This window comes from Seohaeicola saemankumensis (genome assembly GCF_042678485.1).
GTDB lineage: Bacteria > Pseudomonadota > Alphaproteobacteria > Rhodobacterales > Rhodobacteraceae > Seohaeicola > Seohaeicola saemankumensis.
The window spans coordinates 268546-288718 of record NZ_JBHTKR010000001.1 but is presented as its reverse complement, the minus strand read 5'-3'; the positions used below and the strand labels follow the sequence as shown (position 1 = coordinate 288718).

Annotated in this window: 20 protein-coding genes; 10 read left to right on the top strand and 10 right to left on the bottom strand. The window is 63.6% G+C overall.

The features are described from left to right. Positions 1-4: 4 nt before the first annotated feature. The 9 genes from ACFQ3C_RS01375 to coxB all read right to left on the bottom strand — a co-directional run bounded on the left by ACFQ3C_RS01375 (position 5) and on the right by coxB (position 7523). Positions 5-589 (bottom strand): GNAT family N-acetyltransferase, encoded by a 585-nt coding sequence (locus ACFQ3C_RS01375; protein WP_380789103.1) that lies wholly within the window; start codon positions 587-589, stop codon positions 5-7. Then, a complete protein-coding gene (locus ACFQ3C_RS01370) occupies positions 589-1851 on the bottom strand; it encodes a M16 family metallopeptidase (RefSeq protein ID WP_380788480.1) in 1263 nt (420 codons plus the stop codon). The genes ACFQ3C_RS01375 and ACFQ3C_RS01370 overlap by 1 nt, the downstream gene beginning before the upstream one ends. Continuing rightward, positions 1848-3236, bottom strand: a complete 1389-nt coding sequence (gene thrC, locus ACFQ3C_RS01365) for a threonine synthase (RefSeq protein ID WP_380788477.1) — start codon at positions 3234-3236, stop codon at positions 1848-1850. Before thrC ends, ACFQ3C_RS01370 begins: the two co-directional genes overlap by 4 nt. Positions 3237-3240: 4 nt before the next feature. Further along, positions 3241-3915 carry an SURF1 family protein gene (locus ACFQ3C_RS01360; protein ID WP_380788474.1) on the bottom strand — a complete coding sequence of 225 codons (675 nt, stop codon included), beginning with the start codon at positions 3913-3915 and terminating at the stop codon, positions 3241-3243. 114 nt (positions 3916-4029) lie between these two features. Beyond that, a complete protein-coding gene (locus tag ACFQ3C_RS01355) occupies positions 4030-4830 on the bottom strand; it encodes a cytochrome c oxidase subunit 3 (protein WP_380788472.1) in 801 nt (266 codons plus the stop codon). A gap of 25 nt (positions 4831-4855) precedes the next feature. Then, positions 4856-5440: a cytochrome c oxidase assembly protein gene (locus tag ACFQ3C_RS01350; RefSeq protein ID WP_380788470.1), complete on the bottom strand. Its 585-nt coding sequence runs from the start codon at positions 5438-5440 to the stop codon at positions 4856-4858. A gap of 3 nt (positions 5441-5443) precedes the next feature. Beyond that, positions 5444-5644, bottom strand: coding sequence for a hypothetical protein (locus ACFQ3C_RS01345; RefSeq protein WP_380788468.1), 201 nt, complete (start codon positions 5642-5644; stop codon positions 5444-5446). Then, positions 5641-6582: a heme o synthase gene (gene cyoE, locus ACFQ3C_RS01340; RefSeq protein ID WP_380788466.1), complete on the bottom strand. Its 942-nt coding sequence runs from the start codon at positions 6580-6582 to the stop codon at positions 5641-5643. The genes ACFQ3C_RS01345 and cyoE overlap by 4 nt, the downstream gene beginning before the upstream one ends. Positions 6583-6680: 98 nt before the next feature. Continuing rightward, on the bottom strand, positions 6681-7523 hold the full coding sequence (gene coxB, locus ACFQ3C_RS01335; protein WP_380788464.1) for a cytochrome c oxidase subunit II: 843 nt from the start codon (positions 7521-7523) through the stop codon (positions 6681-6683). 195 nt (positions 7524-7718) lie between these two features. On the opposite strand from coxB, the gene tldD reads away from it, so the two are divergent. From tldD to ACFQ3C_RS01310, 5 genes are all read left to right on the top strand, one after another. Continuing rightward, entirely contained in the window at positions 7719-9140 is a 1422-nt protein-coding gene (tldD, locus tag ACFQ3C_RS01330; RefSeq protein ID WP_380788462.1) for a metalloprotease TldD, read from the top strand. A gap of 130 nt (positions 9141-9270) precedes the next feature. Continuing rightward, positions 9271-10479, top strand: a complete 1209-nt coding sequence (gene dprA, locus ACFQ3C_RS01325; protein ID WP_380788460.1) for a DNA-processing protein DprA — start codon at positions 9271-9273, stop codon at positions 10477-10479. A 186-nt stretch (positions 10480-10665) separates the two neighbouring features. Beyond that, the gene (gene topA / locus ACFQ3C_RS01320) at positions 10666-13281 is read left to right on the top strand and encodes a type I DNA topoisomerase (protein WP_380788458.1); all 2616 of its coding nucleotides are present in this window, start codon (positions 10666-10668) and stop codon (positions 13279-13281) included. Positions 13282-13377: 96 nt separating this feature from the next. Next, positions 13378-14082, top strand: a complete 705-nt coding sequence (locus tag ACFQ3C_RS01315; protein WP_380788456.1) for a CoA transferase subunit A — start codon at positions 13378-13380, stop codon at positions 14080-14082. Further along, on the top strand, positions 14082-14711 hold the full coding sequence (locus tag ACFQ3C_RS01310) for a 3-oxoacid CoA-transferase subunit B (protein ID WP_380788454.1): 630 nt from the start codon (positions 14082-14084) through the stop codon (positions 14709-14711). The genes ACFQ3C_RS01315 and ACFQ3C_RS01310 overlap by 1 nt, the downstream gene beginning before the upstream one ends. A 114-nt stretch (positions 14712-14825) precedes the next feature. Here ACFQ3C_RS01310 and ACFQ3C_RS01305 read toward each other — a convergent pair whose 3' ends face one another. Then, on the bottom strand, positions 14826-15647 hold the full coding sequence (locus ACFQ3C_RS01305) for a lytic transglycosylase domain-containing protein (RefSeq protein ID WP_380789102.1): 822 nt from the start codon (positions 15645-15647) through the stop codon (positions 14826-14828). Positions 15648-16128: 481 nt separating this feature from the next. On the opposite strand from ACFQ3C_RS01305, the gene ACFQ3C_RS01300 reads away from it, so the two are divergent. The 5 genes from ACFQ3C_RS01300 to ACFQ3C_RS01280 all read left to right on the top strand — a co-directional run bounded on the left by ACFQ3C_RS01300 (position 16129) and on the right by ACFQ3C_RS01280 (position 20018). Then, positions 16129-16305, top strand: coding sequence for a hypothetical protein (locus tag ACFQ3C_RS01300; RefSeq protein WP_380788452.1), 177 nt, complete (start codon positions 16129-16131; stop codon positions 16303-16305). Positions 16306-16499: 194 nt separating this feature from the next. Further along, positions 16500-16679 carry a Flp family type IVb pilin gene (locus tag ACFQ3C_RS01295; RefSeq protein ID WP_380788450.1) on the top strand — a complete coding sequence of 60 codons (180 nt, stop codon included), beginning with the start codon at positions 16500-16502 and terminating at the stop codon, positions 16677-16679. A 113-nt stretch (positions 16680-16792) separates the two neighbouring features. Further along, complete coding sequence (cpaB, locus tag ACFQ3C_RS01290) at positions 16793-17659, top strand: Flp pilus assembly protein CpaB (protein ID WP_380788448.1); 867 nt, start codon at positions 16793-16795, stop codon at positions 17657-17659. Positions 17660-17914: 255 nt separating this feature from the next. Continuing rightward, complete coding sequence (locus tag ACFQ3C_RS01285) at positions 17915-19348, top strand: type II and III secretion system protein family protein (protein WP_380788446.1); 1434 nt, start codon at positions 17915-17917, stop codon at positions 19346-19348. 16 nt (positions 19349-19364) lie between these two features. Then, positions 19365-20018 carry an OmpA family protein gene (locus ACFQ3C_RS01280; protein ID WP_380788444.1) on the top strand — a complete coding sequence of 218 codons (654 nt, stop codon included), beginning with the start codon at positions 19365-19367 and terminating at the stop codon, positions 20016-20018. Positions 20019-20173 lie beyond the last annotated feature (155 nt).

Below are 20173 nucleotides of genomic sequence, written 5' to 3'. Positions count from 1 at the left end.
CGCCTCAGCCCACGTCGGTCCGACCGCGCCGGTCCATCCGCAGAGCGGCATAAAGCACATGGGTGCGCCAGCGTCCGGCTATCTGCAGATAGCTTTGCGCCACACCCTCGTATTTGAAACCGCAGCTTTGCAGCAACCCGCGCGAGGGTGCGTTCTCGGGCAGGCAGGCGGCTTCGATCCGGCTCAGGTCCAGACGATGAAAGGCGTGATGCACCAAGGCTTCAATCGCCTCGCGCATGTATCCCTGGCGCGCGTGGCTCTGCCCGATCCAGTAGCCCAGCGTGCCAGCCTGCGCGGGTCCGCGCCGGATATTGTCCAGCGTGATCGCACCCAACAAAGCATCGTCTTCGCGCCGCACCAGGAACAGCGGCAAGGCCGATCCGTTGGCTGTGGTCCGCTGTGCCCAGTAGACGCGATTGGTGAACGCCTTGCGCGACAGGTGATCCGGTGCCCAGGTCGGCTCCCACTTCGTCAGAAAATCCTCGCTGTCGCGACGCAGGCTTGACCAGGCGCGAAAATCAGCATGGGCCGGAGGCCGCAGGGTCAGACGCTCGGTCTCGATCCTGACTTTCCGTCGCCCCAGCAGCATCAGGCGGCGCGCCTGTCCTGGATCGCCTGCCAATCGGGTGCCCCCGCGACCGGACCGTAAAGCGCCAGCGCGGCAGGCGCGGTGCTGATCATATGCGCGGCCATGGCGCGCACATCCTCGACCGTGACAGCATCGATGTGATCGACCACCTCGGACAGCGGCGGGATGCGGCCCCAGACCTGCATCTGCCGCGCCAGCCGTTCCGCCCGATTCGACGGGCTTTCCAGCCCCATCAGCAGCCCTGCCTTCATCTGGGCGCGGGCGCGGGCGACTTCGGCTTCGGTCATGTCATCGGCGGCGCGCTTCATCTCGTCCAGGGTGATCGCGGTCAGATCGCCCAGATCCTCGGCCGAGGTACCGGCGTAGATGGTCATCATGCCGGTATCCGCATGGGCCCCGGCCTGCGCGAAGATCGTATAGCACAGCCCCCGCTTTTCGCGCACCTCCTGGAACAGGCGGCTCGACATGCCGCCACCAAGGGCCGAGGCGTAGATCTGCGCGGTATAGATCGCGGGATCGGTGTAATCCGGCCCCTCGAAGGCCAGGGCGAAATGCGCCTGTTCCAGCGTCTTTTCGACCCGGTGTTCCCCGCCGATGAAATGCGCGGGCGCCGGATGATGCAGCCGTCCCTTTGGCAGATGGCCAAAGATCGCTTCGGCCTCGGTGATGATGGCGTCGTGATCCACGGCACCTGCCGCCGACAGGATCATGTTGGCGGGGCTGTAATGCTCGGCCACGAAGCCTTTCAGATCGTCGCGGCCAAAGGCGCGGATCCGTTCGGCCGGCCCCAGGATGGTGCGCCCCAGCGGCTGGTCGGGATAGGCCTGTTCCTGCAGCCAGTCAAAGATCACGTCATCAGGCGTATCCAGCGCCTGCCCGATTTCCTGCAGGATCACGCCGCGCTCGACCTCGATCTCGCCGCGATCGAACACCGGGTTCAGCACGATGTCGGACACCACGTCCAGCGCCAGCGGCACATCAGCCTCCAGCACGCGGGCGTAATAGGCCGTCGCCTCGCGCGATGTATAAGCGTTGATATAGCCGCCCACATCCTCGATCACCTCGGCGATCTGCAGCGCGGAACGGCGCTTGGTGCCCTTGAAGGCCATATGTTCCAGGAAATGCGCGATCCCGTTCTGCTCGGGGCGTTCATGCCGCCCGCCGGACAGAACCCAGATGCCGATGGCCGCGGATTGCAGCCCCTCCATCCGTTCTGTGACGATGCGCAATCCGTTGGCAAGGGTATGGGTGCGGACGGTCAATTGGCGATACGCTCTCTGATCAGGGATTCGATGGCGGCAAGATCATTGCCGATCCGGGTGACACGTTCCGGCCGGTCATAGAGATCGGCCATGCGCGGCGGCAAGGGCGGGCGGACGCCCGTCGCTGCTTCGACCGCATCGGGGAATTTCGCAGGATGCGCGGTGGCCAGCGTGATCATCGGCACGCCGCGCTGGCGCATCTTTTCGGCCACATGAACGCCGACGGCCGTATGCGGGCAAAGCAGCTCGCCCGTCGCCTTCAGCGTGCGCCCGATGGTGGCGCTTGTTTCATCTTCGCCGCAGCGACCGCTGTCAAACGCCTCGCGCAGCGCCTGAAGCGCGCCCTGGCTGACGGAGAAACCGCCCGCCTTCAACTCGTCCATCAGCTGCGCCACGGCGGCCCCGTCCTGGTTGTAGGCATAAAACAGCGCCCGCTCGAAGTTGGAGCTGACCTGGATATCCATCGAGGGGCTGATCGAGGGGATCACCCCGTCAGGGCGATACTCGCCCCCCGACAGGCAGCGATGCAGGATGTCGTTATGGTTCGTGGCCACCACCAGCCGGTCGATCGGCAGGCCCATGCGCTTGGCGATGTAGCCCGCGAAGATATCGCCGAAATTGCCGGTGGGCACGGTAAAGCTGACGGCGCGATCCGGGGCACCCAGGCTGACGGCGGAGGTGAAGTAATAGACCACCTGCGCCAGAACGCGCGCCCAGTTGATGCTGTTTACCCCTGCCAGGCGCACCCCGTCGCGAAAGGCGAAATCGTTGAACATGTCCTTCACGCGGGCTTGCGCGTCGTCGAAATGCCCGTCGATGGCCAGGGCATGGACATTGCTTTCCACCGGCGTGGTCATCTGGCGGCGCTGCACCTCGGACACCCGGCCATGCGGGTAAAGGATGAACACATCCACCGCATCAAGGCCGCGAAACGCCTCGATCGCGGCTGATCCGGTATCACCGCTGGTCGCCCCCACGATGGTCACCCGGTCGCCGGACCTTGCCAGGGCCGCCTGGAACAGCTGACCGATCAGCTGCATGGCGAAATCCTTGAAGGCCAGCGTGGGTCCGTGAAACAGCTCCAGCAGGTGATGGTTGCTGTCCAGCTGCACGAGGGGTGCGCGGGCGGCATGGCCGAAACCTGCATAGGCGCGGGCGATGATGTCCTGGAATGCGGTGTCGGTGAAGGTCGCACCGATATAGGGGCGCATGATGCGAAAGGCCGCCTCCTCATAGGACAACCCGCCAAGGGCGCGGATGTCGTCCGCGCTCATCATCGGGATCGTTTCGGGCAGGTACAGCCCGCCATCGCGGGCAAGGCCGGTCAGCATCGCCTGTTCGAATGTCAGCACGGGGGCTGTGCCACGGGTCGAGATATACTGCATGCTGTCAGCCTTTCGCGGGTTTGCGGATGCGCCACAGGAAGAAACCGGTCATCACCACCCAGACAATGGCCAGACCGAACCATGTGACGGCATAGCCCAGATGATCGTTGGGGATGCCCGATGTGTCGACCGGCAGGGGCGACGGTGCGCCATCCGGCAGCGACGTGACGCGCGCCACCACCAGCACTGGGTCCGTGCCCAGATGCGCGGCCATGCGCGGCAGGTCGCGGGCGAACCATATGTCGGCGGCAAGATCAGGCTCGGGCGTGTAGCTGTCCACCTCGTCGGGCCAGTGCAGGTTTCCGGTCACGCTGACCGGATCTGACCCGGTCGGGGCAAGGACGGCATCGGTCCGGATGAAACCCAGATCGACCAGAACGCGCCTGTCGCCTGCCTGCATGGCGCGAATGATGCGATAGCCCGCGCCGACCTGTTTCTGGCTGACCAGCACGCGGATCGGCGGATCCTGCAGGATACCGCTGACGGTCACCGGCAGATAGCGGTCGGCAACCGGATCGGGCTGCGCGGGCAATGCGACGGGGGCCGCCACGATGCGCGCATCGATATCGGCCAGAACCGCCTCTTTCCAGTCAAGCCGTTGCAATTGCCACAGGCCAAGCCCCACCAGCACCAATGTGCCGGCCAGGCCGAATATCAGGGGAAGCAGGATACGCGCCAAATCGGATGGGCCCTTTGAACGTGGAAAGCGCGCGGAACCCGCGCGCTTTGCTTTCTTTCGTTTTGTCCGCCGGATTTCAACCGCTAAAGCACAGCAGGCCACCGGCAGGCGGGATCACTGACCCCAGACGTAGACGGCCGCAAACAGGAACAGCCAGACCACATCCACGAAGTGCCAGTACCAGGCCGCCGCTTCGAAGCCGACATGCTTTTCCTGGCTGAAATGGCCGCGTTGCAGGCGGATCAGGCAAACGAACAGGAAGATCGTGCCGATGACCACATGCAGACCGTGAAAGCCCGTCGCCATGAAGAAGTTCGCGCCATAGATGTTGCCCGCGAAACCAAAGCCCGCGTGAGAATATTCATAGGCCTGGAAGCCGGTGAAGATCGCACCCAGGGCGATCGCGATGATCAGGCCCCACTTCATGTCTTCGCGGTTGTTCTCATGCACCAGCGCATGGTGCGCCCATGTGGCGGCCGCACCCGAGCACAGCAGGATAAGCGTGTTGATCAGCGGCAGGTGCCAGGGATCGAAGGTTTCGATTCCCACAGGCGGCCAGACACCATCCACAGCCGGGCTGAGCGGCCCCATCGGGTACATGGCATGCTTGAAGAAGCTCCAGAACCAGGCCGCGAAGAACATGACCTCGGACATGATGAACAGGATGAACCCGTAGCGCAGGCCGATACGCACCACCGGGGTATGATCGCCGACCTGGCTTTCCGCGACGACATCGGCCCACCAGCCGAACATCACGTAAAGGACGCCGACAAAGCCGGCCAGGAACATCCAGGGCATCCCCTGCGACATCCACAGCACAGCCCCGAAGAGCATGAAGAAAGCCGCGATAGCGCCCAGAAGGGGCCAGAGCGACGGGGCCAGAATGTGGTAATCGTGATTTTTCTCGTGCGCCATCTCGTTTCCCTCGTTGGAAGGCTTCTTAGTTCAGTGTGGTATCCGCGCCGGGGGCCGCCACGTCAAGGGCTGCCTGTTCGGCGGGCAATTCTGTTTCATAAAAGGTGTAGGACAGGGTGATCTGCTTGACGTACTGGCCGTCACGGTCGGTGACGATCTCGGGGTCGACATAGAAGGTCACCGGCATCAGCACGCGCTCGCCCGGTTGCAGGACCTGCTGCTCGAAGCAGAAACACTGGATCTTGCTGAAGAACCCGCCCGCCTCATAGGGCGTGACATTGTAGCTTGCGGTGCCCGCGACAACACGGTCCGTCGGGTTATAGGCCTCGTAGAAGGCCAGACCCGTCTCGCCGATGCGGATTTCCATTTGGCGTTCGACCGGCTTGAACTCCCACGGCATGTCGCGATCCTTGGAGGCATCGAAACGCACGATGATGGTCTGGTCCAGCACCTGATCGGGGGCCACCGTCGATACGCCGGTGGTGCCGCCAAAGCCGGTGACACGGCAGAACCAGTCATAGAACGGCACCGAGGCCCAGGCCAGGCTGCCCATCACCACCACAAGACTGGCCGCTTGCACGACGGTCTTCGATTTCGGGGACAATGCCATCACTCAGTCTCCTTTAACCGGGGCGGCACCGGGAATGATCTCGGGCCGCGATACATGATCGAACGCCTGCATCGGGTCGCCGCTGGTCACCTTGACCACCGTCAGACCGAAGACGATGACGATGAACCCGACCAGAACCACAGCCAGACCGATGTTGCGGCCGGCGCGACGGCGGTGCAGCTCATGCTCTGCGCGCAGGCTCATCCCCAGCCTCCCAGGCCATAGGGCCGCAACGCCGCTTCGGCCAGAATCGCGCCGAAATGCAGGAAAAGATACAGCAGCGACAGGCCGAAGAACGACTTCTCGATCTTGTACTTGTCAGCCTGCGACGCCTCTTCGTCGCGCCGCCAGATCCGCAGGGCCCCCAGAAGGAACAGCGCGTTCAACACCACCGCCACCGCCAGGTAGACCGGTCCGCCGATCGAGGTGAAGCCGGTGCCAATGGCCAGCGGCGCCAGCAACAGCGTGTAGACCAGGATGTGATTGCGCGTCACGCGGCGGCCATGGGTGACCGTCAGCATCGGCACGCCCGCTTTTTCGTAATCGGCATTCATGAACAGCGCCAGCGCCCAGAAATGCGGAGGGGTCCACATGAAGATCAGCAGGAACATCAGCACGGATTCCAGCCCGATCCCGCCGGTCGCAACAGCCCAGCCGATCATCGGAGGGAAGGCGCCCGCAGCACCGCCGATCACGATGTTCTGCGGGGTCCAGCGCTTGAGCCACATCGTGTAGATGACGGCGTAGAAGAAGATCGTGAAGGCCAGCAGCCCCGCCGCGACAAGGTTCGACGCAAGGGCCAGCATCACCACGGCAAAGCCAGACAGGGCGACGCCCACGGCCAGCGCCTCGCCGGGTTCGACCTTGCCGGCCGGCACCGGCCGCTTGGCCGTACGCTTCATCACGGCATCGATATCCGCATCCCACCACATGTTCAGCGCGCCCGAGGCCCCTGCCCCCACCGCAATGAACAGGATCGACGCAAAGCCGATCATCGGATGCACGCCCACAGGTGCAGCCAGCAGACCCACCAGCGCCGTGAACACCACAAGCGACATCACGCGCGGCTTGAGCAGCGCGACGTAATCGCCAAAGCCCGCCTCGGGCTGGATCGTCTGGGTGTTGATGCTTGCGTCGGTCATTGGCTTTCCCCTGTGGGGTCGGATGATGCAGCGGGCCGGATCGCTCCGCCCTGTGCGCCGCGAAGGCGGGCGTTGCGCCCGCCTCCAGGCTTGCGTGATCAGTCGGCCGCGGCCAGGGTCAGGGTGCGCGGCGTGCCGGCATATTCCTGGATCGCGCCATCAAGCCAGGCTTCATAGGCTTCCTGGCTGACCACCTTGACGGTGATCGGCATATAGGCGTGGTCCTTGCCGCACAGTTCCGAGCACTGGCCGAAATAGACGCCTTCCTTTTCAGCCGAGAACCAGAGCTGCGCCAGACGACCGGGCACACCATCCTGTTTCACGCCAAAGGCGGGAATCGTCCAGCTGTGGATCACGTCGCCGCCGGTGACCTGCATCACCACGGTCTTGCCCACGGGCACGACAACGGCAGTATCGGTGGCCAGCAGGTATTCGTCCTGGCTGTAGCCATGCTCTTCCAGCTGATCGCGGCTCAGCATGAAGCTTTCGAACCCGAAATCATGGTCGGTATACTCATAGCCCCAGTACCACTGGTAGCCGGTCACCTTGATGTTGATGTCGCCAACAGGGATTTCCTGCTGCTTGAACAGCACCGGCAGCGAGAAGGCGCCGATGAAGATCAGGATCACGACCGGCACCACCGTCCACGCGATCTCGACCGGCGTGTTGTGGGTGAAGGTCTTGGGCACCGGGTTGGCCTTGCGGTTGTAGCGCAGGATCACGATGGCCAGCAGCACACAGACGAAAATGGTGATCGCGGTGATGATCACCAGCATCATGCCGTCCAGCCACTGAAGATCGCGCGCCAGTTCTGTTGCGGCCGGCTGGAAGCCAATGCCACCCGGATGTGGCTTGCCAATGATCGGCAAGGCCTCCTGCGCGGCGGCAGGATTGGCAAGAAAGGCGGGGAAAAGCGCCAGCAGGCTTGTGAGTCGTCGCATATGTCACCCTGATCGGTTGAGGTGTTTCTGGGTCTTGATACGGTTATCCGTGGTGTATGCCATAGAATCCCGTTGTTTTGTCGAGGCGTGAAACCATATTCTGACAGACAAAACAACAACGACCATTGCGGCAAACGGACGCGAAACTGATTTAGATCAAACGAACGCGCTGCGAAAGACACAGAAAGCACCTTCATGTCCGATACGGATTTCCGCCCACTCGAAGACAGAATCTCCCCCGAAACCGCAGTTTCGCTGCTGCGCGAGGCCACCGCGGGCGCCGATGACGGGGAACTGTTTTTCGAACGTCGCCGCTCCGAGGCACTCGTCTTCGACGACGGTCGCGTGAAAACCGCCAGCTACGACGCATCAGAAGGCTTCGGGCTACGCGCCGTGCGCGGCGATGTGACGGGCTATGCCCATTCCTCGGAAATCTCCGAGGCGGCCCTGCGTCGCGCCACCGGCACCGCGCGCCTGGCCGTGGGCGATGGCGGCGGCACCTGGGCCGAGGCGCCGCGCGCCACCAATCGCCGCCTCTACACCGATGCCGATCCGATCGCCGGCGTCAGCTTTCCCGTCAAGCTGGACACGCTGCGCGAGATCGACGCCTTCGCCCGCGCGCTGGATCCGCGCGTGGTGCAGGTCAGCGCGACCATCGCCGCCTCGATCCAGGAGATCGAGATCCTGCGCCCCGACGGGGTGCATCTGCGCGACGTGCGCCCCATGACCCGGGTCAACGTCAGCGTGATCCTCGATCAGGACGGGCGGCGCGAAGGCGGCACTGCCGGCGGCGGCGGGCGGGTGGGACTGGACGGGCTTCTGGATCCCGAGGACTGGCAGGCCAAGACCCGCGAGGCGCTGCGCATCGCCGCCGTGAACCTTCAGGCCGTCCCGGCTCCGGCAGGCGTGATGGATGTGGTTCTGGGGCCGGGCTGGCCCGGCATCCTGCTGCACGAGGCGATCGGGCACGGGCTGGAGGGCGATTTCAACCGCAAGGGCACATCCGCCTTTGCCGGGCTGATGGGCCAGCAGATTGCCGCGCCCGGCGTGACAGTGCTGGACGATGGCACGATCCCCGACCGCCGCGGCTCCATCAGCATCGACGACGAGGGCACGCCGTCGGGCAAGACCGTGCTGATCGAGGATGGCATTCTGGTGGGCTACATGCAGGACCGGCAGAACGCGCGGCTGATGGGCGTGGCGCCTACCGGCAACGGGCGGCGCGAAAGCTATGCCCATGCGCCGATGCCGCGCATGACCAACACCTACATGCTGGGCGGCGACACCGATCCCGCCGATATCGTGGCGGATCTCAAGGACGGTATCTACGCCGTGGGCTTCGGCGGCGGACAGGTCGACATCACCAACGGCAAGTTCGTCTTCAGCTGCACCGAAGCCTACCGCGTGCAGAACGGCAAGATCGGCGCCCCGGTCAAGGGCGCCACGCTGATCGGCGACGGGGCCACCGCGTTGAAGAAGATCCGCGGGATCGGCAATGACATGGCGCTGGATCCCGGCATGGGCAATTGCGGCAAGGCGGGCCAATGGGTGCCCGTGGGCGTGGGCCAGCCGACACTGATGATCGGCGGATTGACCGTGGGCGGATCGGCCACCTGACCCTTCGCTTCATCTTTCCACAAATACTCATCAGCACGGCCTGCCTTCGGGTGGGCCGTTTCTTTGTTTGGTTTACCGGCCATTAACCACCCATCGTCTAAACCTGATTCTGCAAGCAGACGGAGTCGTGATGACCTGGGAACCCACCTCTTCCACTCACCCCCCACTCCCACCCACCACGGAAGATGACCGGGTGTCATGGCTTCGTCTCTTGCGCTCCTCCCGTGTCGGACCGGCCACCTTTTTCCGGCTGATGAACGAACATGGCAATGCCACCGCCGCCCTTGGCGCCCTGCCCGATGTCGCCCGCGCTGCGGGTATCGATGACTATCGCCCCTGCCCCGTCGGCGTGGCGCAGGCAGAACTGCGCGCGGCACGGGCGGCAGGCGCGCGGATGATCTGCGCGGGCGATCCGCTCTATCCCGCGCTACTTGCCCAGATCACCGACGCGCCACCGATCCTCTGGGCGATGGGGGATCCCGCGATCCTTGCCCGCCCGATGCTGGCGCTCGTGGGCGCGCGCAATGCCTCGTCGCTGGGGACGCGCATGGCCCGCAGCCTGGCGCGCGACCTGGCCGAAGCCGGGTTTGTCATCGTCTCCGGGCTGGCGCGCGGCATCGACACCGCCGCCCATGCCGCAACCCTGGACAGCGGCACCCTGGCCGTGCAGGCCGGTGGCGTGGATGTGCTTTATCCCGCCGAAAACGCCGGGCTTGCCCATGACATCGCGGCAACAGGGCTGCGCCTGTCCGAACAGCCCATGGGGCTGATCCCCCAGGCCCGACATTTTCCGCGCCGCAACCGCATCATCTCGGGTCTGGCCCAGGCGGTGGTGGTGATCGAGGCGGCCGCGAAATCGGGCAGCCTGATCACCGCCCGCTGCGCCCTGGACCAGGGACGCGAGGTGATGGCCGTGCCCGGTCATCCGTTCGATGCGCGCTCGTCAGGGTGCAACATGCTGATCCGCGACGGGGCAAGGCTGGTGCGTAACGCATCCGATGTGATCGAAGGGCTGGGCCAGGTGCCCGCCGCCGGCACAGCGCGCCACACATCGGCCGTCAAGCCCGCCCCTCTCCCTGCCTCGGCCCCGGCCACCGCACTGCCCCCCGCACCGGCCCCCACACCGGACAGCCCCCAGCCCGCGCGCCGGACATTGCGCGAAACCGCCGCATTGCACGGGCAGATCCTGGCCCGCCTGGGTCCTTCACCCCTGGCCGAAGATCAGCTGATCCGTGATCTGGACAGCCCCGCGCATCAGGTTGCCCCGGCCCTTCTGACGCTGGAGCTTGAAGGGCGGATCCTGCGCCAGCCCGGCGGCTTGCTGGCACGGGCAACGTAGCCCTGGCCGCAAGGTCCCGGGCGGCTTGCAGCCTGTCGCAAAGCACGTGACGCGGGCGCGCAGCCGCGCGTCGGCTGCGCGCCCACGCCGGATTTTCCCCGCATTGACAAAGCCCCCTTTCACCCCACATGGTCCCCCGCCATGGTGCACCGGCACTGATCAGTGTCCGAGTCGAAAGGAAGTGTGATGCCCGTCGTCGTTGTGGAATCCCCGGCCAAGGCCAAGACAATCAACAAGTATCTGGGATCCGACTACACGGTTCTGGCCTCTTACGGCCATGTGCGCGACCTGCCCGCCAAGGATGGCTCGGTCGATACGGAACACGGGTTCGACATGACCTGGGAAGTGGGCGCGGACAGCCGCAAGCATGTGAAAGCCATCGCCGATGCGCTGGCCAAGGACAACGCCCTGATCCTGGCGACCGACCCCGACCGCGAGGGCGAGGCGATCAGCTGGCATCTGGAAGAAACCCTGCGCCAGCGCAAGGCCATCAAGAAAGACACCCCCGTCAGCCGGGTTGTGTTCAACGCCATCACCAAGGCCGCCGTGACCGAGGCGATGCAGCATCCCCGCCAGGTCGATGCCCCGCTGGTCGAGGCTTATCTGGCCCGCCGCGCGCTGGATTACCTCGTCGGGTTCAACCTGTCGCCCGTGCTCTGGCGCAAGCTGCCGGGGGCACGCAGCGCCGGTCGGGTGCAATCGGTCTGTCTGCGCCTGATCGTCGAGCGCGAGATGGAGATCGAGGCGTTTCGCGCCCGCGAATACTGGTCGGTCACTGCCCGCCTGGTCACGCCCCGCGGCCAGGAATTCGACGCCAGGCTGACCCAGTTGGCCGGCAAGAAGCTGGACCGTTACGATCTTGAAAACGCGACCCAGGCCGAAATGGCCGTGCAGGCCGTCACCTCGCGCGATCTGAGCGTGACCTCGGTCGAGGCGAAACCGGCCTCGCGCAACCCTTCCGCCCCTTTCATGACCTCGACCCTCCAGCAGGAGGCCAGCCGCAAATACGGCATGGGCGCGCGCCAATGCATGAACGCCGCGCAGCGCCTCTATGAGGCCGGGCACATCACCTACATGCGGACCGACGGCATCGACATGGCGCCCGAGGCGGTGATGGCCACGCGCGACGCGATCAAGGACCGTTACGGCGCCGAATATGTGCCCGCCAGCCCGCGCATGTACAAGAACAAGGCCAAGAACGCGCAGGAAGCGCATGAATGCATCCGCCCCACCGACATGTCGCGCGATGCCGAAAGCCTGCGGATTTCCGAGGCCGACCAGCGCAAGCTTTACGATCTGATCTGGAAACGCACCATCGCCTGCCAGATGGAGGCCGCCCGCTTCGAGCGCACGACCGTCGACATCGGCAGCAAGGACGGCCAGGTCGAACTGCGCGCCACCGGTCAGGTGGTGCTGTTCGACGGTTTTCTCAAGGTCTACGAGGAAGGCCGTGACGATGACGCCGCCGAGGATGAACGCCGCCTGCCCCAGATCATGCAGGGCGAAAAGACCGACAAGCGCGGCGTGACCCCCGAGCAGCATTTCACCCAAGCCCCGCCCCGCTATACCGAGGCGACCCTGGTCAAGCGGATGGAAGAGCTGGGGATCGGCCGCCCCTCGACCTATGCCAGCGTGATCACCACGATCCAGGACCGTGAATATGTCCGCAAGGACAAGAACCGCCTGTTCCCCGAGGACAAGGGCCGGATCGTCACCGTCTTCTTGATGAATTTCTTCCGCAAATACGTGGAATACGATTTTACCGCAGACCTTGAAAACCAGCTGGACGAGGTCAGCGCCGGCGATCTGGATTACAAGGATGTGCTGGCCCGCTTCTGGCGCGACTTCTCCGCCGCCATCGCCGAAACATCCGAACTGCGTATCACCGAAGTGCTCGACGTGCTCGACGAGGCCCTGGCCCCCCAGCTTTATCCGCCGCGCGAAGACGGGTCCGACCCGCGCTCCTGCCCGCTGTGCGGCACAGGCCAGCTGCATCTGAAGACCTCGCGCACCGGCGGTTTCGTGGGATGTGGAAACTATCCCGAATGCCGCTACACCCGCCCTCTGAATGGCGATCCCGAAGCGCAGGGCGACCGCATCCTGGGTGTCGACCAGGGCGACGAGATCAGCCTGCGGTCCGGTCGCTTCGGCCCCTACGTGCAGCGCGGCGAGGCGACGCCCGAGAACAAGAAACCGCCGCGCGCCAGCCTGCCCAAGGGCTGGTCGCCCGATGACATGAATCTGGACAAGGCGCTGATGCTGCTGAACCTGCCGCGCGAGATCGGGCCCCACCCCGAGGATGGCGTGACCGTCGAAGCCGGGATCGGCCGCTATGGTCCCTATATCAAGCACGGATCGGTCTATGCCAATATCAAGGAGGTGGATGACGTCTTCACCATCGGCATGAACCGCGCGGTAGAAGAACTGGCCGCCAAGGCCGCCCGCACGCCGGGCGCAGGCCGCGCCGCCGCCAAGCCGCTGGCCGAACTGGGCGAACACCCCACCGAAGGGGGGCCAGTGCAGGTGCTGGATGGCCGCTACGGGCCTTATGTCAAATGGGGCAAGATCAACGCGACCCTGCCCAAGGACACCGACGCCGCCACGCTGAGCATGGATCAGGCCGTGGCGCTGATCGCCGAAAAGGCCGCGAAATCCGGCAGCAAGAAGGGTGCCGCGAAAAAGCCCGCCGCCAAACCCAAGGCCGCAACCGCCAAGAAGCCCGCCGCCAAGAAAACAGCGGCCAAGAAGCCTGCCGCGAAACCGGCTGCAAAGAAGGCGCCGGCCAAGAAGACGGGCACCTGACCCGGCAGGCCCGCGCCCTCTGCGCCGCGGCATTTGATTGACTCTTGCCATCACCGGCGGCAAACAAGGCCGCGACGCTGATGCGAGGAGAGATCAATGAAGAAAGTCTACAATTCGGCCGCGGAGGCGCTGGATGGGCTGCTGTTTGACGGCATGTTCATCGCGTCTGGCGGCTTTGGCCTGTGCGGCATCCCCGAGCTGCTTTTGCAGGCGATCAAGGACGCGGGCACGAAGGATCTGACCTTTGCCTCGAACAATGCGGGCGTGGATGATTTCGGCATCGGCATCCTGTTGCAGACCAGGCAGGTGAAGAAGATGATCTCGTCCTATGTGGGCGAGAACGCGGAATTCATGCGCCAGTACCTGTCGGGCGAGCTGGAGCTGGAATTCAACCCCCAGGGCACCCTGGCCGAGCGCATGCGCGCCGGCGGCGCGGGCATCCCCGGCTTCTACACCAGGACCGGCGTGGGCACCGTGATCGCCGAGGGCAAGGAGCACAAGGAGTTCGACGGCCAGACATATATCCTGGAACGCGGGATCTTTGCCGACCTGGCCATCGTCAAGGCCTGGAAGGCCGATGCCACCGGCAACCTGGTGTTCCGCAAGACCGCGCGCAACTTCAACCCGCCGGCGGCCATGTGCGGCAAGGTCTGCGTTGTCGAGGTCGAAGAGATCGTGCCGACCGGCAGCCTGGATCCCGATCACATCCACCTGCCCGGCATCTATGTGCACCGCATCATCCAGGGGCAGCACGAGAAACGCATCGAACAGCGCACGGTTCAGAAACGGGAGACCGCATAATGCCTTGGGATCGCAACCAGATGGCCGCGCGCGCGGCACAGGAACTGCAGGACGGCTGGTACGTGAACCTCGGGATCGGGATCCCGACGCTGGTCAGCAACTACATCCCCGCGGGCGTGGAAGTGACGCTGCAATCGGAAAACGGGATGCTGGGCATGGGCCCCTTCCCGCTTGAGGGCGAGGAAGACCCCGATCTGATCAACGCGGGCAAGCAGACGATCACCGAACTGCCGCAGACCGCCTATTTCGACAGCGCCATGTCCTTCGGGATGATCCGTGGCGGCAAGATCGCCATGGCGATCCTGGGCGCGATGGAAGTATCCGAGACGGGTGACCTGGCGAACTGGATGATCCCCGGCAAGCTGGTCAAGGGCATGGGCGGCGCGATGGACCTGGTCGCGGGCGTGGGCCGCGTGGTTGTCGTGATGGATCACACCAACAAGGCCGGCGAAAGCAAGGTGCTGCCCGCCTGCACCCTGCCGCTGACCGGCAAGGCCGTGGTGGACCGCATCATCACCAACCTGGGCGTGCTGGACGTGGTCGAGGGTGGCCTCAGAATCGTCGAGACCGCCGATGGCGTGACCGAAGCAGAGCTGCGCGCCGCGACCCTGGCCACCATCGTCGCCTGACGCGCGGATGTGGCACAACATAGGGCCTGCGCCATCAAGCGCGGGCCTTTTGCGTTTCTTCTTGCATCAAATATCCATGCGCCACGGGTCCACAAGCCACAGGCCACGAAGGTGTCAGCCCTCGCCGAGGTTGAACACGCACCCGTCCGAGATCAGCTGCGGCGGCGTCTTGCACAGATTGCGCGCCACGGCGAAAGCCGCCAGCACCTTGGGCACGTAATCGCGTGTCTCGGCAAAGGGGGGAACGCCCCCGTGACGTTTGACTGCGTTCTCGCCCGCATTGTAGCCGGCCAGCGCCAGGATCGGATCACCGTCAAACTCAGCCAGCAGCCAGTCAAGATAGGCCACGCCCCCCTTGATGTTCTGACCCGCATTCAAGCTGTCGGCCACGCCGAACCGATCTGCCGTGGCCGGTATCAGCTGCATCAGGCCCACCGCGCCTGCGGAACTGACAGCATTCGCGCGCCCGGACGACTCGACCGCGATCACCGCCAGCGCCAGGGCGGGTGAGACCCGCGTGCCGACGGTATTGAGCAGCAGCGCGGGCTGATGCGCGCGCGCGATCCCCAGCAGATCGCTGAGGCGCGGCGCCGCGATCTGCTGACCATCCCTTGCATTGGCAATCTGGATCAGCGCGGGCTCCAGCCGCCCCGGACCGCCATCTTCCAGCAGCGGCGAGACCGCCTGCCAGAACCAGCCATAGCGGCCCGGCACCGCATCGGGTGCAGCCGCGTCCGGCGTCTTGGGCGCGGCGGGGCGGGCCACGGCCACGGGTTGCGGCGCGATCTGCACGGTAATCCGCGGAGCCGTGCTGCCCGCTTCGGGTGGGCGCACGCGCTTGAAGGTGAAATCGGGAAAGGCCGGCGTATCCTGCGCGGCAGCCGGTGCCGCCGCATTCAAAACGCCAAGGCCGGTCAAGGCCGCTGCGGGCAGCATCTGAAGCGACAGCGCCAAGCACAGCGCAAACGGGTTGCCCCCGCAGGCGAATCTGCGCAGGTCAAACCCACGTTCCACTTGGATGAACCGCCACATCGCGGAAATGCCTGCCTATATCGTCGTCGGTTGCTCGATCTTATGAGCACCAACATCGCAGAAATCACGCTCTGAAACCAGTGATTAATGCGAATCGAGGCCCGCAGGGTCCGAAATGCCCATCCTGCTTGCCGTAATCCACGCCCGAAACACGCGCCAGAAAGGACCAGGCAAAATTTTTTCGCATTACTTAACAGATACTTAATATGAATTTCAGGCCACTTCGCGAAAAAAGAAAAAACGCTCGATTCCCGCCAAACTGTTGCCCCAATCCACTGGCTATATCAGGTCATACCGAAACGGAGACGGGCCAAGAGAGAGACAGCCCAGACAGTCACCGGCGCGGTTGTGCAAATGAGCAACTGATCCTTTGGAGGGACACAAAATGGTAAAATTCTTCAAGAACTTCAGCAAAGACGAATCCGGCGCAGTGACCGTTGACTGGGTCGTTCTGACCGCAGCTGTCGTTGGCCTGGCACTGGCTGCCTACGGCGCGATCGACTCGGCCACCATGAGCCTGACCGGCACGACGGCGACTGCAATCGGTACTGCAGGTCAGTAATCCTGCGAATTCCGAGGCTTCCTAAGCGATCTACACAGCTTTTGCATATTGTGGCGCGAGTCTCCTAGAAGAAATGTTTAAGGGGTCGCACAGCTTGCTATGCGGCCCCTTGAAATATGACGCGCTAAGGTTGAACCGAAAGACTGCATAGGGCGGTTTTCAGTCATCAACAATTAGAGGAAGAGGGCGCAATAATGATGAATTTTCTTAAGCGTTTCCGCGAAGACTCTTCCGGGGCAGTGTCGGTTGACTGGGTTGTTCTGACCGCCGGCGTCGTGGCACTTGCCCTGGTCGGATATGTCAGAGTGTCAGAGGAAACCAATCTGCTTTCGGATCGCGTGGCCACAAGCATCTCGACCGCATCCGAGCCATAAATCCCATCTTTCGACACATGGATGTCAAAGAAAAAATCGAATTGTTACGTAAGTATGGGGACCAAGACACCTTAACTTACTGACATGCATGAGAATATCTGAAAGGAAACACTATGCGAGCCGTTTTTGGACTTGTTCTCATTGCTGGCATCGGATTGGCCGGTTTCGCCGTGATGATGGCTAAAAAGCAGTTCGATACCTATCAGATGCAGCTATCCCAGGCTGAAAACATCAAGGACCAGATCATCCCCACGGTCGAAGTTCTGGTCGCGGCAAAGACATTGAATTACGGCGACATTCTTACAAAGGAAGACCTTCGCCCGGTCAAATGGCCAACCAATGCCATTCCGGAAGGCACCTTTGCCAGCATGGCCGAGATATTTCCCGAGAACACAACCGCGCCCCGCTACATCCTGCGCACGATCGAGAAGGATGAAGCGCTGATGGCCAGCAAGGTCAGCCTTCCGGGTGAGGATGCAGGCATCAATTCACGGATCGAGCGCGGGATGCGTGCCTTCGCCATCAAGGTCGATGTGACCTCTGGCGTGTCAGGTTTCCTGCGGCCGGGTGACCGGGTCGACGTCTATTGGACCGGCAGCGTGAATGACAGCATCGGCGGCGCCGAACGCGGCGAGATCACCAAGCTGATCGAAACCAACGTCCGCCTGATCGCTGTGGACCAGAGCGCCGATGGCGGCATGTCCGAGGCCCTTATCGCCCGGACCGTGACTGTGGCGGCCCGCCCGGATCAGGTAGCGGCGCTGGCCCAGGCGCAATCCACGGGACGGCTGGCGCTGTCGCTTGTGGGTGCCAATGACGATACCGTGGCCGAAGCCATCGAGATCGACCAGCGGCGTCTTCTGGGTCTGGTCAGTACCCCGATCGCGGCCCCGGTCGAGATCGCCAAGGAAGAGGTATGCACGACCCGCGTGCGTCGCGGTGCCGAAGTGGTGGAACTGGCGATACCCTGCACCAACTGAACGGCAGGCACCCGCCCCCCGGGATGACGCCCCACCAGGTCAAGACAAGGGACAGGTTCCGGCAAGGACCTGTCCCTTTTGCATTGTCGCCCGGCCCCGAAAAATCAGTTCAGAGGCGACTATGGCATATTATCCACATAAACACGGCAACTGAACCTGTTGATTCTTGCAATAAATATCGAAATGCCCCATGGTTTGTCCAAAGCGGGCGAAAAAAGACCCGCATTTTGAGGCGTGATCGGAAAGGCAGGTCACATGAAAATTGACAGATTCATCAAGGCCGCCCTTTTGGGGCTGGCGTTTGCTCATGGCCCATTTGCGGTCATTCCGCAGGCACAGGCCGAAACAGTGCGCGTCCTTCAGGAAGGTCGTTCAGCAAATCTTGCCGTGCCCATGAACCGCGCGGTCGTGGTCGAAAGCGAGGTTCCCTTTGCGGAACTTTCGATCGCGAACCCCGCTATCGCCGATATCTCATCCCTGTCCGAGCGCACGATCTACGTGCTGGGCAAATCGCCGGGCATCACCACGCTGACCCTTCTGGATGCCAGCGGACAGCTGATCACCAATGTGGATGTCCGCGTTGCCGCCGATGTCAGCGAATTCAAGGAACGTCTGGGCCAGATCCTGCCCGGCGAAAAGATCGAGGTCCGCACCGCCAATGACGGGATCGTCCTGTCGGGCACCGTGTCCAGCACCCAAAAGCTGCAACGCGCGCTGGACCTCGCCGAGCGTTACGCGCCGGAGCGCGTCTCCAACCTGATGACGGTTGGCGGTGTGCAGCAGGTCATGCTCAAGGTGCGCTTTGCCGAGATGCAGCGCAGCGTATCAAAATCGCTTAGCGCGTCGCTGGCCTTGAACGGCAGCGCCTTCGGGAATGACCTGGGCGTTTCGGGCGGCACCAACACCCTGAACAACCTGGGCGCACAGACCGGCGCGATCACGGGCAGCATTCCTGCGGTGAATACGAACAATGGCGCGATGCTGCTGGGCTTCGGCGCCGGCGCGGTCGAGGTGGGCATCCTGCTGGAAGCCCTTGAAACCAAAGGTGTTGTACGCACCCTGGCCGAACCGAACCTGGTCGCACTGTCCGGGCAGGAAGCCAAATTCCTGGCGGGCGGCGAATATCCCGTGCCAGTGGCGCAGGATGGCGGCACGGTCACGATCGAATTCAAGCCTTTCGGGATCGAGCTGAACTTCGTGCCACGCGTGGTCGATGGCGATCTGATCAATCTCGAGATGATGGCGGCCGTCTCGTCGCTGGACCCCAACAACGGGATCGAACTGAACGCTTTCCGCGTCGATGCCTTCCAGCGACGCGAGACATCGACCACGGTCGAATTGCGCGACGGCGACAGCTTTGCGGTGGCCGGCCTGTTGCAGGACGATTTCCGTGATACGGCCGGACAGGTGCCATGGCTGGGCGATATCCCGGTTCTGGGGGCCCTGTTCCGCAGCGCGGATTTCCGCCGCGCCCAGTCCGAGCTTGTCATCATCGTCACGGCGCATCTTGTGACGCCGACACGCGGCGATGCGCTGGCGCTTCCGACCGACCGTATCCGCCCCCCAAGCGAGCGTGACCTGTTCCTGTTCGGCCGTGTGGCCCGCGATGGTCAACCCGCCCTGCGCGGCGCGGCTGGCGAGGTTGCCAAACAGGACTTCAACGGGTCTTATGGATATGTAATGGACTGATCGGATGCAGGGCAACATGTACAAGACTCTCGCGGTAATCGGGCTTCTGGGCGTCAGCGCCTGCGCCAGCACCGATCCTCTGTATCGCAACTTCCAGGGCGAAGCCGGGGCCAGTCTGGACGATGGAAGCTTCGGCAACGCCACCATGAACAACACCCTGGCGATGACCAATCGGCAGAACTTCGTCATCGACATGTCGCGTCGCTTCTCGCAGGAAGTATCGCCCATGGTGAACTTCGCCTTCAACTCGGCGGTTCTGGATGAAGGGGCACGCGAGACATTGCGCGAACAGGCCCGCTGGATCCGCCAGTTCCCCGAGGTGCGTTTCCGCGTCTACGGCCATACCGACCTGGTCGGATCGGACAGCTACAACAAATCCCTGGGTATGCGCCGCGCGCAAGCCGTGGTCAGCTATCTGGCCAGCCAGGGGATCAGCCGCTCGCGGCTTGAAGCGGTGGCATCGTTTGGCGAAACACAGCCGCTGGTCGTCACCGAGGGCCGCGAACGTCGCAATCGCCGCACCGTCACCGAAGTATCGGGCGTGGTCGAAAAGCGTCAGGGCGAGCTGGACGGCAAGTATGCACAGATCATTTATCGCGAATACGTGAACAGCGCGATGCCGGTCAGCACCCTCAGCGGTGTCTCCATCGTCAGCGGCCCGTCCGAATAACCGACCGCCCAGGCGGCAATCCACGGCCTGGACATCCCCTTTTTCGATGGGGCATTTATCTTTTTCGACATATTTTTCAAGGGCATACACGGCGCCTCATGGCGGCGGACACTGATGCGCGACCGGGCTTTGGCCCCTGCGTCAGGCCCGGCCCA